A 15,157-nucleotide genomic window follows, 5' to 3' on the forward strand; every position below is an offset into this window, starting at 1 on the left:
GTTACTTCTTCGCAGCCCAGGCGTTGAAGCGTTGCTCCAACTGCTCGCTGTTGTCGGCCCAGAAGGCCACGTCGATCTGCACCTGGTTGGCGATGTTCTCAGGCGTGGTCGGCATGTCCTTCTTCACATCGTCCGACAGCAGTTCGATGGCCTTGGAGTTGGCAGGGCCGTAGGCGATGTTCTCGGAGTAGATCTTCTGCTGTGCCGGTTGCACGGTATAGGCGATGAACTTCTTCGCCTCTTCCACGTTCTTCGCACCCTTCGGAATGGCCCAGGCGTCGAAGTCGTAGATCCCGCCGTTCCACACCACCTTCAGGTTGCTGTCCTTCTGTACCGCAGCGATCCGGCCGTTGTAGGCCGAGCTCATGACCACGTCACCCGAGGCCAGGTACTGCGGCGGCTGGGCGCCGGCTTCCCACCACTGGATGTTCGGCTTGAGCTCGTCGAGCTTCTTGAAGGCTCGGTCTACACCGGCTTTGGTCTGCAGCACCGAGTACACATCCTTGGGCGCTACGCCGTCGGCCATCAGGGCGAATTCCAAGGTGTACTTGGCACCCTTGCGCAGGCCACGCTTGCCGGGGAATTTCTTGGTGTCCCAGAAATCGGCCCAACTGGTGGGCGCGGTCTGGAGTTTGTCGGCGTTGTAGGCCAGCACCGTGGACCACACGAAGAAGCCTACGCCGCAGCCCTGGATCGCACCGGGTACGTAGTCGGCCGCGTTGCCGAACGGCGCGGGGTCGAGTTCCTCGAACAGGCCTTCCTGGCAACCGCGCTCCAGCTCTGGCGACTCCACCTCGACCAGGTCCCACGACACGCTCTTGGTATCGACCATGGCTTTGACCTTGGCCATCTCGCCGTTGTACTCCCCGGCGACGATCTTGCCCTTGCCGGCCTTTTCCCACGGCTCGTAGAACGCCTTGACCTGGGCCGCCTTGTTGGCACCGCCGAACGACACCACGGTGAGGTCCGCGGCGAGGGCCTGCCCCGCGGTAAACAGCCCCAGGGCCAGGGCGGTCAGTTTCAACTGCTTGCGCATTATTATTCTCTCCACAGTACAGGGTTGGTGAAGCAATCGATCAGTGGGCTTCGGCAATCGGGTCGAGCGCACGGGCGTGCTCCACCTGCCAGCCAAGCGGTACCACATCGCCCACGGCCAGGGCCGGGTCGAGCTCGGCGATTGGCTGCTTCACGAAGAAGTCGGCCTTGCCGCAGACTTCCAGGCGCACCCGCACGTGGTCGCCCAGATAGATGAACTCGGCCACGCGGCCGGAGAAACGGTTGACGCAATGCTCGCTGTGGCTGTTGAGACGCACGCGCTCCGGGCGGATCGACAGGGTCACCGGCTCGCCGGCCTGGCCGACGTTCACCGCCAGCGCCTCGACCTTCTCGCCACGTGCCAGTTGCACCTGGCAGCGCTCGCCGTTGCGCGCCAGCAGGGTGCCGTTGATGCGGTTGTTCTCGCCGATGAAGTTGGCGACGAAGGTGTTGGCGGGCTCTTCGTAGAGAGTGCGCGGGTCGGCGATCTGCTGGATCTCGCCCTGGTGGAATACCGCCACGCGGTCGGACATGGTCAGCGCCTCGCCCTGGTCGTGGGTGACATAGACCACGGTCACGCCCAGGCGCTGGTGGATATGCTTGATCTCCATCTGCATGTGTTCGCGCAACTGCTTGTCGAGCGCCCCGAGCGGCTCGTCCATCAACACCAGTTGCGGCTCGAACACCAGCGCTCGCGCCAGCGCCACACGCTGCTGCTGACCGCCGGAAAGCTGACCGGGGTAGCGCTTGGCGAAGCTGTCGAGCTGGACCATGTTGAGCACACGCTTGACCCGCTCGCTGATGTCGGTCTTGCTCAGGTTGCGCACACTCAGGGGGAAAGCCAGGTTCTCGGCGACGGTCATGTGCGGGAACAGCGCATAGTTCTGGAACACCATGCCGATGTCGCGCTTGTGCGGTGGCACGTTGTTGATCGAGCGCCCGGCCAGCTGGATCTCACCGGCGGTGGGGGTCTCGAAACCGGCCAGCATCATCAGGCTGGTGGTCTTGCCCGAACCGGAAGGGCCGAGCAGGGTGAGGAACTCGCCCTTGCGGATGTCGAGGTTGAGGTCCTTGACGATCAGCGATTCGCCGTCGTAGCTCTTCTGCACACCACGGAAGCTGACCAGCGTCTCGTTCGAATTCGCCTCGCTCATGCCCTGCACCTTCTTGTTGGAATGACTGCGTAGGCAAAAGACTAGAAGAACGGCAAAGCCCCGGAAATCGGGGGTGCTGAGAGAATGCCATCATCCAGATGGAAGAGTTGTTGTAGGGATTGCCCTACAAGGATGACGCGATTGGAATACTCCTCATCCCGACACCTCCAACCCTGTGGGAGCGGGCTTGCCCGCGAAGAGGTCGACACAGACACAGAGATCGACAGGCAGGGACCTTTCGCGGGCAAGCCCGCTCCCACAGATGCATGTCGCAATCAGACCAGCTTGTGCTCCATGGCGTACTTCACAAGCTCCGCCAGCGAATTGACCTTGAGCTTCTGCATCAACCGCGCCTTGTGGGTACTGATGGTCTTGCTCGACAGCGCCAGCTGCTGGGCGATGTCGTTGACGTTGGCACCCTGGGCCAGGCGTTCGAACACCGAGAACTCACGCTCCGACAGCAGTGTGTGCAGCGGCCGGGTCTCGGTCAGGCCCACCTCGAAGACCATGCGGTCGGCCAGCACCGGGTCGATGTAGCGACCACCACCGGCGACGCGGCGGATCGCGGTCAGCAGCAGCGCCGGGTCGCTATCCTTGGTCGCATAGCCTGCCGCCCCCGCCTTGAGCGCGCGTGCTGCCATCTGCGCTTCGTCGTGCATCGACAGCACCAGGATGGCTGGCGGACTGCTCAGCGCGCGGATCCGCGGAATCGCCTCCAGGCCGTTGACGCCCGGCATCGAGATATCCAGCAGCACCACCTCGCAGGGGGTATGACGCAGGGTTTCGAGCAACTGCTCGCCATTGCCGGCCTCGCCCGCTACCAGCATGTCCTTGGCCAGGCCGATCAATTGCTTGATGCCCTCGCGGACGATGGTGTGGTCTTCGGCCACCAGCACTCGAATCACGGTGTTTCTCCTAATAAAGAGGGATGGCCACGCTCAGGCTGGTGCCCTCGCCCGGCTCGCTTTCCAGGGTCACGCTGCCGCCCAGCATCAGCACCCGCTCACGCACGCCGACCAGGCCGAACGAGGTGGGGCGTGACTGAGCGGGGCTGAAGCCGGCACCGTCGTCGATCACCGTCATGCGTAGCCAGTCATTTTCATGCTTGAGCTCGATTTGCACCGTGTGCGCCCTGGCATGGCGCATGACATTGGTCAGCGCCTCCTGCAGGATGCGGAACAGTCCAGTGGCCTTGGCATCGCTCAATGCTGGCAGATTATCCGGCACCTGCACCAGGCAGGGAATCTGCGTGCGCGCCTCGAAGCGCCGGGCCTGCCATTCGATGGCCGAGGCGATCCCGGCATCGAGGATCGGCGGACGTAACGCCGTGGCCACATCGCGCACCAGCTGGAACAACTGGGCGATCAGTCGCTTCATGCTGGTAAGTCGCTCGTTGAGCCCCGGGTCGAGCTCGGCGAACGCCAGCTCGCACATCGAAACTTCCAACTTGAGCACAGTGAGCATCTGCCCGAGCTCATCGTGCACTTCACGGGCGATCCGCGCCTTCTCCTCCTCACGCACACTCTCCAGGTGTGCCGACAACTCACGCAGTTGCTCCTGGGAGCGCGCCAGTTCCAGCTCGACCCGTTTGCTCTGGGTGATATCCCAGACAATGCCGTCCCACACCACCCGGCCATCGGCCTGACGCCGGGCGCTGGCCTTGATGTCGGCCCAGCGCTGCAGACCTTCGCGGGTGAGAATGCGGCCCTGCCAGGACCAGTCGCGGTCATTGGCCAGCGCCAGGTCCTGGACCCGGTGATAGTCGGCGCGGTCATCGGGGTGGACCAGGTTGCGCAGCCCCATGTCCGCCTGCTGAATCTGGGCGGGGGCATAGCCGACCAGCGCCTCGCTGCCCTCACTGACATAGGGAAACTCCGGCTCACCCTCGGCAGGATCACGCTCCAGGCGAAAGACCAGGCCCGGCACGTTGCCCGCGATACCCTTGAGCCGCGCCTCGCTCTCGCGCAGGGCCGCCAGGGCGCGGCGGCGCTCGGTGACATCGGTGATGAACACCACCAGGTATTCGGCATCACGAAAACGCAGAAAGCTCAGTGACAGCTCCACCGGCAGCAAGCTGCCATCGGCACGACGGCACAGGGTCTCGAACGCTTGTGCCCCACTGTCGCCCGTGCGCGCACGCTTCCACAACTCCAGCCAGCGGTCCATGTGCAGGCTCGGCTCGATATCGATCAGCGGTCGCTCGAGCAGTTCGCCCTCACCATGGCCGAGCATGCGCTCGGCAGCATGATTGGCGTAGCGCACGTGGCTGTCCCAATGCACCCAGAGGATGCCGACGGTGCTCTGATCGATGGAAAACTGGCTGAGCCGCAGTGCCTCTTCACGGGCCTGGCGTTCGAGCAGGCTCTCGCGCACGCTGAGCAGGCTCCGCTCGAGTCGGCGCTGCTGGCGACGCTGCATCGCCAGGGTGGCCAGCGCGCAGAGCAGCAACAAGCCGAACAACAGCGCAAGGTTCTGCCAGAACCCTGCCGACTCGCTCAGGCGCGGGTACTTCGGTTGCAACCAACGCTGGTGCAACTGCTCCAGTTCCTTGGCAGGCATCGCCTGCAGACCGCGCTCCAGCACGTCGGCCAGCAGCGGCCAATCGCGGCGCGAGCCGATACGCAGCAACTGCGGCAGGCCAATGTCGCCCACGACCACCAGGTCACCGAATTCGCTCTCGCGCGACAGGCGACTGAGCTGCGCCTCGTCGAGCACGGCGTAGCTGGCTTGCGCACCCAGCACCAGTTGCAGCGCCTCGCGCTCATTGGGCACGCCCTGCAGGTTGAGATTGGCGAAGTTGCCACGCAGGTAATCGGCCAGGCTGCCAGGCATGCGCACGGCCACCCGGTCGCTGGCGCCAAGCTGCTCCAGGTCGACCGCCAGCGCACCACTGCGCAGGCCGACCAGCAATTGCGGCACACGCATGTAGGGGTCGCTGAACAGCCACAGGCGCAGGCTTGCCGGGGTTTGAGCGAGGCCTGGGGCAAAATCGATCTCGCCTGCCTGCAACGCATGCTCCAAGGCAGCCTGGTCTGGGAAGTTTCGCCAGGTCAGGTCCAGATTCAGAGCCCGCCCCAGCCAGCTCACCAGCTCGACGTTGGCCCCGTACAACTGCTGCAGGCGCCGGTCGAACTGAGCATAGGGTGCTTGCAGCACCAGGCCCACGCGCAGGCTGCGATGGCTGTCGAGCCACTGCTGCTGCGCAGGCTCGAGCACCACCGACGGGGGTGCTGGGGCTTTGGCAAGGGCGATCAAGGGCAGGCACAACCAGCCGATAACCAACAGGCAACGCATTCGCTTCATCGATACGCTCGTCTTGGCAATGACGGCCATCTGCGTGGCCGTCGCGGGCAAATACTATTAGGCTGCCGGTATCATTCTGGCCTTGGGTTGATCCATGTTCATACTTTATCGCACGACGCTGGCCATGTTCTGCCTGGCCTCGGCCCTACCGCTCGCGGCCCATGCCGCCGACCCCGACAAACCTGCCGCGCCGGCCGAAACCACTGCCGTGCGCGCGCCCCTGGCCGAACGCAGCCAGGAAGACGCCCAGGCTCTTGAGCGCCTGGTGCCCAAGGCCGAGCAGAAGACCCTGCAGGCCGACGGCGAAAACTTTCTGGCGCTGTGGAAACCGGCCAACGACAGCGCCCCGAAAGGCGCCGTGATCATTGTGCCCGGTGCCGGCGAAACCGCCGACTGGCCCAACGCCGTCGGCCCGCTGCGCAACAAGTTTCCCGATGTCGGCTGGCACAGCCTGAGCATCAGCTTGCCCGATCTGCTGGCCGACAGCCCGCAGGCACGCGCCGCCAACACACCCGCCGCCCAGCCCGACAAGGTAGAAGGCAAGGGCACCAGCGCCCCGGCCAAGGATACGCCGGACGACGCCAACGCCAATGTCGCCCAGGCCACGGCGGCCGATGCCGATACCGCGCAGGGCACCGACGCCGTGCAGGCCGACGAGCAGAACGACTCCGCCGACGCCACCCGCATCTTCGCCCGCCTCGATGCTGCCGTGGCCTTCGCCCAGCAGCAGAATGCCCACAGCATCGTCTTGATCGGCCATGGCAGCGGGGCGTACTGGGCGGCGCGCTATGTGAGCGAGAAACAGCCACCACAGGTGCAGAAGCTGGCACTGATCTCGGCGCAGACACCGGCACGGGTCGAGCACGACCTGGAAAGCCTGGTGCCGACGCTCAAAGTGCCCACCGCCGACATCTACGTCATGACCCGCACCCGCGATCAGAACGCCGCCAAGCTGCGCCTGCAAGCCAGCAAGCGCGAGAAGGACAGCCAGTATCGGCAGTTGTCGCTGATTGCCATGCCGGGTGCCAGGGCAGCGGAGCAAGAGCAGCTGTTCCGTCGGGTGCGGGGATGGTTGATGCCGCAGGAAGCGCAGTAAGGGGCTGGGTGTGTTGCCCCCTGTGGGAGCAGCGGTTCGCCGCTGCGACTTGCCCGCGACGAATTCACCACCGCACCCTGCCCCTCAAATCCCCCGCCGCTTGCGAATCAGGGCATAAGCCTGATGCAACTCACGCGTGCGCTCGGTCGCTTCACGCACCCGAGCCGCGCTTGCACCACTACCGACCAGCTTGTCCGGGTGATGCCGGCTGACCAGTCGGCGATAGGCCTGCTTGATCCGATCACCGTCGGTATCGGCCTCGACGCCCAGCAGTCGCAGCGCCGCGGCATAGGTCATCACCCCGCCCTCGACCGCAGAACGGTTCGGCTCGTACTCCTGGGACAAGGCCTGCACCTGGTTACGGCTCATGCCCAATTGCTGGCCCCAGTCCAGCAACAGTTCACGCTCGTGCCGCCCCGCCTTGCCATCGGCCCAGACCATGCGCCAGCACGCCCGCAGCGTACCTTCGGCGCCGTGGGGCTGCTGGCCGATACGGCGCAGGTACTGCCCCAGACGGTCCTTGCCCGACTTGCCGCGGTTGAATGCCGCGATCGCCCGCAAGCGGGCGGGCTCCGCAAGGTCCAGGCGGGTCATTTCCTGACGTGCCTGATAGATATGCCCCTCTGCGACTCGCCCATCACTCTTGGCCAGACGCCCCAACAGCACGAACAGCAACTCTTCGTCGCGCAAGGCCGGACGCCCACCTAGGCGCTCGCGCACATCATCCCATCCCTGCAGGCGCAGACGTCGGTCCATGGCCTGTCCCAGCAAGGCGCCCAGCAAGGCGCCAGGAATGCTGGCCACGGCAAAACCGGCTCCGGCACCAATCACTGTGCTCGGCCACCACATGTCAGGCACGCTCGCCGATCAGGCGCTCGACCTCGGCCAGGCGCTCGAGAGTGCCGACGTCGATCCACTGCCCAGGATAATGCTCACCTGTCACCTGCCCGGCCGCCATTGCCTGGCGCAGCAGCGGCGCGAGCTTGAAGGCGCCGGGCTGGCAGCCTTCGAACAACTTCGGGTCGAGTACCGACAGGCCACTGAACGTCAGGGTGCCGGGAGCGTCGTCGCCATCGACGACGTGCGTGCCGTCGAGACGGAAGTCGCCACGCCCGTGATGCCCCGGATTGTCCACCAGCACCAGGTGCGCAAGGCCCTGAAGCGGTTGAAACAGGCGCTTGAAGTCGTAATCGGTCCAGACGTCACCGTTGACCAGCAGGAACGGCGCATCCCCCAGCAGCGGCAGCGCCTTGAAGATGCCGCCGCCGGTCTCCAGCGGCTCGCCCTCGGGCGAATAGCTGATGCTCAGACCGAAGCGGCTGCCATCGCCCAGGTGATCCTCGATCTGCTGCCCGAGCCAGGCATGGTTGATCACCACATCGCTCACCCCCGCCCTGGCCAAGGCTTCGAGGTGGTACTCGATCAGCGGCTTGCCCGCGGCAGGCACCAGGGGCTTGGGGGTATGCAAGGTCAGCGGGCGCATGCGCTCGCCCTTGCCTGCCGCCAGGATCATCGCTTTCATGGGTGTGCCCCAGTCTTGAGTTCGCCGATCAGTTGACCGAGTTCGGCCAGCTCAGGGCGACGGGCGATCACTTCATCTATATAGGCGAAGAAACGCGGCACGTCGGTGAGGTAGCGCGGTTTGCCATCGCGGTGACAGATGCGGGCGAAGATGCCGATCACCTTGAGGTGGCGCTGTACGCCCATCAGGTCGCTGGCACGCTGGAATTCTTCAAACTCAGGCTGCACCGGAATCCCTGCGGCCTGCGCCTTGTCCCAGTAGCTGCGCAACCAGCCATCGACACGTGCTTGCGGCCAACTGAGGAAGGCATCCTTGAACAGGCAAGTGATGTCGTAGGTCACCGGGCCGTAGACGGCGTCCTGAAAGTCCAGCACGCCCGGGTTGGGGGCGCTGTGCATGAGGTTGCGCGGCATGTAGTCGCGGTGCACCAGGACCTTGGGCTGGGCCAGGGCACTGTCGATCAGTTGCTGGCTGACACGCTGCCAGCTGGCTTGCTGCGCTTCGCTGAACGCCAGTTTCAGTTCACGCCCGACATACCACTCGGGGAACAGCTCCAGCTCGCGGCGCAGCAAGGCGGTGTCGTAGCTCGGCAGCGGCGCTTGCATCGGCAGTTGTTGCTGGGCCAGCAGCGCGTCAATGGCATCGGCGAACAGGGCATCGGCATTGTCGTCGCCGATGATTTCCAGATATGTCTTGCGCCCCAGGTCGCTCAACAGCAGGAAGCCACGCTCCAGGTCCTGGGCATGGATCACCGGCACGTTGATACCCGCGCTGGCCAGCAAGTGGTCGATGGCGACGAAAGGTGCGCAATTTTCCTGCGGCGGTGGCGCATCCATGATCACGAAACTGTGTCCGCCGCCCTCCCAGCGGAAGTAGCGACGAAAGCTCGCGTCGCTGCTGGCGGCGGTCAGGCTGCCCGCAGGCACGTCGCCCCAGGCGTTTTCGCGGAAAAGATTCTGAAGCTGTTGTTCGAGCCACACAGTCAGCTGTTGCAGGCGTACATCATGATCAGGCATTACAAGGGTCTCCGACGGCCCCTAGCCGTCAAGCGGGTCATGCTTTATTATCCAGCATCTTTTTCAGACCATCGAGAGGCGTGCGGCCCCACACGCGGGCAGATGGCACGCAGGAAGCCCGGACTAATAAGATGGCATTGAAATCCCCCGCGTTTCGTAGAAAGTTTCCATTGCTGGTGACTGGCGGTCTGCTGGCCCTGCAACCTCTGGCCACATCGTACGTGGTGGCTGCCGAGCAGTTCGACTGCCAAGTGTCCGCCGCCGGTGGTTGGGACTGCAAGCCCAAGACCGCTGCCAGCACTCTGCCGCCGCGCCCTGTGCACGATGGTGCCGCGCTCAGTGGCGGCACCGAGGCCCAGACCGCCGAGGCGGCTGGCAGTGCCGAGCCCAAGCCGGTGCTGGTCACCGAGAGCAAGGGCCGCGCGCTGAAATCGCGCAGCGAAGACTACAGCCATCTGGACTGGGTGCCCCGCGAGAAGCTCACCGCTGCGCAACTGGCCGAGACCGGCCCGTATTGCGGCGGCGCGTACATCGAGCCGATCCGTCCGGGCATGAACGACTCCACGCCCAAGGACGAGTCGCCGACCTACCTCAACGCCAAGGTCTCCAAGTACCAGCAGGAGCAGCAGATCGCTACCCTGGCCGGTGACGTGGTCATGCGCCAGGGCAGCATGCAGGCCGAAGCCGACGAAGCCAACCTCTACCAGACCGAGAACCGCGGCGAGCTCAAGGGCAACGTCAAGATTCGCGACAACGGTACGCTGGTGGTGGGCGACCAGGCCGAAGTCCAGCTCGATACTGGCGAAGCCAAGGTCGACAACGCCGAATACGTGATGCACAAGTCGCACATCCGCGGCTCGGCCCTGTACGCCAAGCGTGCAGAAAACGCCATCATCCGCCTCAAGGACGGTACCTATACCACCTGTGAGCCGGGCAGCAACGCATGGCAGCTCAAGGGCAACAACATCACCCTGAACCCGGCCACCGGCTTCGGTACCGGCACCAACGTCACCCTTCGGGTCAAGGATATTCCGGTGTTCTACACACCGTACATCTACTTCCCGATCGACGACCGTCGCCAGTCCGGTTTCCTGCCGCCGTCGTTCAGCACCAGCAGCGACACCGGCTTCATGCTGGTCACGCCGTACTACTTCAACCTGGCGCCGAACTACGACGCCACCCTGTATCCGCGCTACATGGCCAAGCGCGGCTTGTTGATGGAAGGCGAATTCCGCTACCTGACCAAGTCGAGCGAAGGTCAGTTCGGCGGCGCTTACCTCAACGACGAGGACGACGACCGCAAGCTGCAGACGGACTACAAGAAAGAACGCTGGATGGTCAACTGGCAGCACAAGGGTGGCCTGGACGACCGGATCATGACCGAGGTGGACTACACCGACATCAGCGACCCGTTCTACTTCCAGGACCTTGAGACCGACCAGATCGGCGTGCAGAAGCGCGACTTCGTCAACCAGCAAGGGGCATTGACGTACCGGGGTGACACTTACAATGCGCGGTTGAACGTGCATGCGTACGAAATGGCCACCATTTCGCAGATCACGCCTTATGATCGCCTGCCGCAGATTACCGTTAACGGGATGCTGCCATACCATCCTGCTGGCTTTGATTTCTCTTACGATACCGAGGCTGTGCGCTTTGATCGTAATCTCAAGAATGATTTCATTCGTAACAAAGACGGGCTCCCGGATGACAGCACCGGATTTCCTGGACGTCGCCTGGACGAAAACGTATCTGGCATCGCTCGAGCCAACGGCACCCGCCTGAATATCGCCCCAGCGATGAGCCTGCCGATGGAAGCGAGCTATGGCTACATTACGCCTAAACTCAAGTACGCTTACACCAGCTACGATCTGGATCTGGACGGCAAAGGCAAAAGCGAAGCTATCAGGGACGCTGGAAAACCAGGTTATGGCAGCTACCACAGCTCGCTGAACCGCGACATTCCGATCTTCAGCGTCGACAGCGGTCTGTATTTCGACCGCAACACCTCGCTGTTCGGCACCAACTATCGCCAGACCCTCGAACCACGCCTGTTCTACCTCTATGTCCCGAACAAGGACCAGAAGGACATCCCGCTGTTCGACTCCGGCGAAACCCTGTTCAGCTACGACTCGCTGTTCCGCGACAACCGCTTCAGCGGCATCGACCGCATCGGCGACGAGAACAAGCTGTCGCTGGGCGTGACCACCCGCTGGATCGAGGAAAACGGTTTCGAGCGCCAGCGCCTCAGTGTTGGCCAGGCCTACTACTTCGAAGACCGCAAGGTGCAACTGCCGGGTATCGACTACCGTACCCGCGACGACGCCAAATCCAATGTTTCGCCGTACGCCCTGGTGTACCAGTACGCCTTCAACCGCGACTGGCGCTTCAATTCGGACTTCAACTGGGATCCGGACAGCCGCAGCACCCGTTCGGGCAGCGCGATGTTCCACTACCAGCCTGAAGACAACCCGAACAAAGTGATCAACGCCGGCTATCGCTACCGTAACGACACCATTACCTACGACTCCCTGACCGGTCTGTGGAAAGTCGGCGGCGGTGACTACGGCACACCTGGCCAGCCGGGCTACATCAAGGATTACTACAAGATCCAGCAGCACGACTTCTCGGTCATCTGGCCGATCGTGCCGCAATGGAGCGTCATTGCCCGCTGGCAGCACGACTACAATCGCAACCGCACCCTCGAAGCGATGGGCGGTTTCGAGTACGACAGCTGCTGCTGGAAGCTGCGCCTGATCAACCGCTACTGGCTCGACACCGACGACTTCAGTCAGGCCCTGCCGCAGAACGAGAAAGGCGACCACGGCGTATTCCTGCAGATCGTCCTCAAAGGCCTCGGCGGCGTCGTGGGCAACAAGGTCGAATCGTTCCTGGACCAAGGCATTCAAGGTTACCGTACCCGTGAAGAGCAAGCTTATTGATCGTCTGCGCCCGCTGATGCTGGGCGCCGTAATGCTGAGCGGTGCGGTGCATGCCGCGCCGCAACCTCTGGACCGTGTGGTGGCCATCGTCGATAACGACGTGGTCATGCAAAGCCAGCTGGACCAGCGCGTACACGAAGTGCAGCAGACCATCGCCAAGCGCGGCGGTGGTGTGCCGCCTGCCGGCGCCCTGGAACAGCAGGTGCTGGAACGTCTGATCGTCGAGAACCTGCAACTGCAGATCGGCGAGCGCTCGGGCATTCGTATCACCGACGAAGAACTCAACCAGGCCATCGGCACCATCGCCCAGCGCAACGGCATGTCGCTGGATCAGTTCCGTGCTGCCCTCGCTCACGATGGTCTGTCGTTCGAGGACGCCCGTGATCAGGTCAAGCGCGAGATGATCATCAGCCGCGTTCGCCAGCGTCGCGTGGCCGAGCGCATCCAGGTGTCCGAGCAGGAAGTGAAGAACTTCCTCAACTCCGACCTGGGCAAGATGCAGATGTCGGAAGAATACCGCCTGGCCAACATCCTGATTCCGACCCCGGAAAGCGCCAATTCGGACGCTATCCAGGCCGCGGCACGCCAGGCTGGCGAGGTCTACCAGCAACTGCGCCAGGGCGCCGACTTCGGCCAGTTGGCCATCGCCCGCTCGGCCAGCGAAAACGCCCTGGAAGGCGGCGAGATGGGCTGGCGCAAGGCCGGCCAACTGCCACCTGACTTCGCCAAGATGCTCAGCAGCATGTCCATCGGTGACATCACCCAGCCGATTCGCATCCCCAACGGCTTCATCATCCTCAAGCTCGAGGAGAAGCGCGGTGGCAGCGAAAGCGTACTGCGCGACGAAGTCCATGTACGTCATATCCTGATCAAGCCCAGCGAGATCCGCAGCGATGCGGCGACCGAGCAACTGGCCGAACGCCTGTACGATCGCATCAAGAATGGCGAAGACTTCGCCCAACTGGCGAAAAGCTTCTCGGAAGATCCAGGTTCCGCACTCAACGGCGGCGACCTGAACTGGGTCGACCCGAACAGCCTGGTACCGGAATTCCGCGAGCAGATGGCCAACGCCGAGCAAGGCGTCGTGACCAAGCCGTTCCGCACCCAGTACGGCTGGCATGTGCTGGAAGTACTCGGTCGTCGCGCTACCGACAGCACCGAACAGGCCCGCGAGCAGCAGGCGCTGAACGTACTGCGCAACCGTAAATACGACGAAGAGCTGCAGACCTGGCTGCGCCAGATCCGCGACGAAGCCTACGTTGAGATCAAGCTGCCTGGCGCCGACCAGGCGACCCAGTGAAGCCCCTGCGCTTCGCCGTCACCCCCGGCGAGCCGGCCGGCATAGGTCCAGACCTGTGCCTGCTGCTCGCCGCAGAGCCTCAGCCGCACCCCCTGATCGCCATCACCAGCCGTGACCTGCTCGCCGAGCGGGCCGCGCAGCTGGGGCTGGCGGTTACGCTGCTGTCGGTGTCGCCGGATGCCTGGCCAGACCAACCGGCACCCGCAGGCAGCCTCTACGTGTGGGACACGCCGCTGGCAACGCCTGTAGCTGCCGGCCAACTGGACTCACGCAACGCGGCCTTCGTCCTGCAGACCTTGACCCGCGCGGGCCAAGGCTGCCTGAAAGGTGACTTCGCCGGGATGATCACCGCCCCGGTGCACAAGGGCGTGATCAACGAGAGCGGTATCGCCTTCTCCGGGCATACCGAGTTCCTCGCCGACCTCACCCAGACGGCCCAGGTGGTGATGATGCTCGCCACCCACGGTCTGCGTGTGGCGCTGGTCACCACGCACCTGCCGCTGCGCGACATCGCCGACGCCATCACCGCCGAACGCCTGGAACGCGTCACGCGCATCCTGCATGCCGACCTGCGCGACAAGTTCGGCATCAGCAAACCACGCATCCTGGTCTGCGGCCTCAACCCGCATGCCGGCGAAGGCGGCCACCTTGGCCGCGAAGAAATCGACATCATCGAGCCCGCGCTCGAGCGCCTGCGCACCGAGGGCATGGACCTGCGCGGTCCGTTGCCGGCCGATACCCTGTTTACCCCCAAATATCTGGAGCACTGCGACGCAGTGCTGGCGATGTACCACGACCAAGGCCTGCCCGTACTCAAGTACAAGGGCTTCGGCGCCGCAGTCAACGTGACGCTGGGCCTGCCGATCATCCGTACCTCGGTCGATCATGGCACTGCCCTGGACCTGGCTGGTAGCGGCAAGGTCGACACCGGCAGCCTGCGCGTCGCCCTGGAAACCGCCTACCAGATGGCCGAGAACCGACCATGAACGAGCACTACCAACACCGGGCGCGCAAGCGCTTCGGCCAGAACTTCCTGCACGACGCCGGCATCATCGACCGCATCCTGCGGGCGATCAACGCCAAGGCCGGCGAGCACCTGCTGGAAATCGGCCCGGGCCAGGGCGCCCTGACCGAGGGCCTGCTGGGCAGCGGCGCACAACTCGACGTGGTCGAGCTGGACAAGGACCTGGTGCCCATCCTCCAGCACAAGTTCGCCGACCGCGACAATTTCCGCCTGCACCAGGGCGATGCCCTCAAGTTCGATTTCAATACCCTGGGCGTGCCGCCGCGCAGCCTGAAAGTCGTCGGCAACCTGCCCTACAACATCTCCACGCCACTGATCTTCCACCTGCTGGCTCACGCCGGACTGATCCGCGACATGCATTTCATGCTGCAGAAAGAAGTGGTCGAGCGCATGGCCGCAGGTCCGGGCGGCGGGGACTGGGGACGCCTGTCGATCATGGTGCAGTACCACTGCCGCGTGGAACACCTGTTCAACGTCGGCCCTGGCGCGTTCAATCCACCACCAAAAGTGGATTCGGCCATCGTCCGCCTGGTGCCGCACGAAGTGCTGCCGCACCCGGCAAAGGACCCGGCACTGCTCGAGCGCGTGGTGCGCGAAGCGTTCAACCAGCGCCGCAAGACCCTGCGCAACACACTCAAGGGGCTGCTCGACAGCCAGGCCATCGAGGCGGCTGGCGTCGATGGCAGCCTGCGCCCTGAACAGCTGGACCTGGCGGCCTTCGTGCGCCTGGCTGATCAACTGGCACTGCAGCAAGGCTGACTCGGC

At 64.0% G+C, this 15,157-nt stretch carries 12 protein-coding genes; 5 read left to right on the forward strand and 7 right to left on the reverse strand.

Features of this window, described 5'->3' with window-relative positions:
• Window position 1 precedes the first annotated feature (1 nt).
• From ACNFHO_RS08060 to ACNFHO_RS08075, 4 genes are all read right to left on the reverse strand, one after another.
• Window positions 2-1,036 (reverse strand): ABC transporter substrate-binding protein, encoded by a 1,035-nt coding sequence (locus tag ACNFHO_RS08060; RefSeq protein ID WP_054892231.1) that lies wholly within the window; start codon window positions 1,034-1,036, stop codon window positions 2-4.
• 40 nt (window positions 1,037-1,076) lie between these two features.
• The gene (locus tag ACNFHO_RS08065; RefSeq protein ID WP_416765910.1) at window positions 1,077-2,189 is read right to left on the reverse strand and encodes an ABC transporter ATP-binding protein; all 1,113 of its coding nucleotides are present in this window, start codon (window positions 2,187-2,189) and stop codon (window positions 1,077-1,079) included.
• 275 nt (window positions 2,190-2,464) lie between these two features.
• Window positions 2,465-3,094: a response regulator gene (locus tag ACNFHO_RS08070; RefSeq protein ID WP_416765911.1), complete on the reverse strand. Its 630-nt coding sequence runs from the start codon at window positions 3,092-3,094 to the stop codon at window positions 2,465-2,467.
• A 10-nt stretch (window positions 3,095-3,104) separates the two neighbouring features.
• Entirely contained in the window at window positions 3,105-5,492 is a 2,388-nt protein-coding gene (locus tag ACNFHO_RS08075) for a PAS domain S-box protein (RefSeq protein ID WP_416765913.1), read from the reverse strand.
• 94 nt (window positions 5,493-5,586) lie between these two features.
• Here ACNFHO_RS08075 and ACNFHO_RS08080 point away from each other — a divergent pair, with 94 nt between their 5' ends.
• Window positions 5,587-6,588, forward strand: coding sequence for an alpha/beta hydrolase family protein (locus ACNFHO_RS08080; protein ID WP_416765914.1), 1,002 nt, complete (start codon window positions 5,587-5,589; stop codon window positions 6,586-6,588).
• Between the two features lie 84 nt (window positions 6,589-6,672).
• Here ACNFHO_RS08080 and ACNFHO_RS08085 read toward each other — a convergent pair whose 3' ends face one another.
• Genes ACNFHO_RS08085 through ACNFHO_RS08095 form a run of 3 tightly spaced genes read right to left on the reverse strand, consistent with a single transcriptional unit; the run spans window position 6,673 to window position 9,126 of the window.
• On the reverse strand, window positions 6,673-7,437 hold the full coding sequence (locus ACNFHO_RS08085; protein WP_063542428.1) for a TerB family tellurite resistance protein: 765 nt from the start codon (window positions 7,435-7,437) through the stop codon (window positions 6,673-6,675).
• A gap of 1 nt (window position 7,438) precedes the next feature.
• Window positions 7,439-8,110, reverse strand: coding sequence for an N-acetylmuramate alpha-1-phosphate uridylyltransferase MurU (gene murU, locus ACNFHO_RS08090; protein WP_063542426.1), 672 nt, complete (start codon window positions 8,108-8,110; stop codon window positions 7,439-7,441).
• Entirely contained in the window at window positions 8,107-9,126 is a 1,020-nt protein-coding gene (locus ACNFHO_RS08095) for an aminoglycoside phosphotransferase family protein (protein ID WP_416765915.1), read from the reverse strand. Before ACNFHO_RS08095 ends, murU begins: the two co-directional genes overlap by 4 nt.
• 131 nt (window positions 9,127-9,257) lie before the next feature.
• On the opposite strand from ACNFHO_RS08095, the gene ACNFHO_RS08100 reads away from it, so the two are divergent.
• From ACNFHO_RS08100 to rsmA, 4 genes are read left to right on the forward strand one after another with little or no spacing between them, the layout of a single operon-like run.
• A complete protein-coding gene (locus tag ACNFHO_RS08100; protein ID WP_416765916.1) occupies window positions 9,258-12,068 on the forward strand; it encodes an LPS-assembly protein LptD in 2,811 nt (936 codons plus the stop codon).
• Window positions 12,049-13,368, forward strand: a complete 1,320-nt coding sequence (gene surA / locus ACNFHO_RS08105) for a peptidylprolyl isomerase SurA (protein ID WP_416765917.1) — start codon at window positions 12,049-12,051, stop codon at window positions 13,366-13,368. The genes ACNFHO_RS08100 and surA overlap by 20 nt, the downstream gene beginning before the upstream one ends.
• A complete protein-coding gene (gene pdxA / locus ACNFHO_RS08110) occupies window positions 13,365-14,354 on the forward strand; it encodes a 4-hydroxythreonine-4-phosphate dehydrogenase PdxA (RefSeq protein ID WP_416765918.1) in 990 nt (329 codons plus the stop codon). Before surA ends, pdxA begins: the two co-directional genes overlap by 4 nt.
• Window positions 14,351-15,151 (forward strand): 16S rRNA (adenine(1518)-N(6)/adenine(1519)-N(6))-dimethyltransferase RsmA, encoded by an 801-nt coding sequence (rsmA, locus tag ACNFHO_RS08115; RefSeq protein WP_063542418.1) that lies wholly within the window; start codon window positions 14,351-14,353, stop codon window positions 15,149-15,151. Before pdxA ends, rsmA begins: the two co-directional genes overlap by 4 nt.
• Window positions 15,152-15,157 lie beyond the last annotated feature (6 nt).

Origin of the sequence: Pseudomonas sp. NY15374 (genome assembly GCF_048068255.1) — a bacterium.
GTDB lineage: Bacteria > Pseudomonadota > Gammaproteobacteria > Pseudomonadales > Pseudomonadaceae > Aquipseudomonas > Aquipseudomonas machongensis.

Bases quoted from the DNA above. Each gene is read 5' to 3' on its own strand.
- ACNFHO_RS08060 (WP_054892231.1), bottom strand. From the start codon at position 1,036: ATGCGCAAGCAGTTGAAACTGACCGCCCTGGCCCTGGGGCTGTTTACC.
- ACNFHO_RS08065 (WP_416765910.1), bottom strand. From the start codon at position 2,189: ATGAGCGAGGCGAATTCGAACGAGACGCTGGTCAGCTTCCGTGGTGTG.
- ACNFHO_RS08075 (WP_416765913.1), bottom strand. From the start codon at position 5,492: ATGAAGCGAATGCGTTGCCTGTTGGTTATCGGCTGGTTGTGCCTGCCC.
- ACNFHO_RS08080 (WP_416765914.1), top strand. From the start codon at position 5,587: ATGTTCATACTTTATCGCACGACGCTGGCCATGTTCTGCCTGGCCTCG.
- ACNFHO_RS08085 (WP_063542428.1), bottom strand. From the start codon at position 7,437: ATGTGGTGGCCGAGCACAGTGATTGGTGCCGGAGCCGGTTTTGCCGTG.
- murU (WP_063542426.1), bottom strand. From the start codon at position 8,110: ATGAAAGCGATGATCCTGGCGGCAGGCAAGGGCGAGCGCATGCGCCCG.
- ACNFHO_RS08095 (WP_416765915.1), bottom strand. From the start codon at position 9,126: ATGCCTGATCATGATGTACGCCTGCAACAGCTGACTGTGTGGCTCGAA.
- ACNFHO_RS08100 (WP_416765916.1), top strand. From the start codon at position 9,258: ATGGCATTGAAATCCCCCGCGTTTCGTAGAAAGTTTCCATTGCTGGTG.
- rsmA (WP_063542418.1), top strand. From the start codon at position 14,351: ATGAACGAGCACTACCAACACCGGGCGCGCAAGCGCTTCGGCCAGAAC.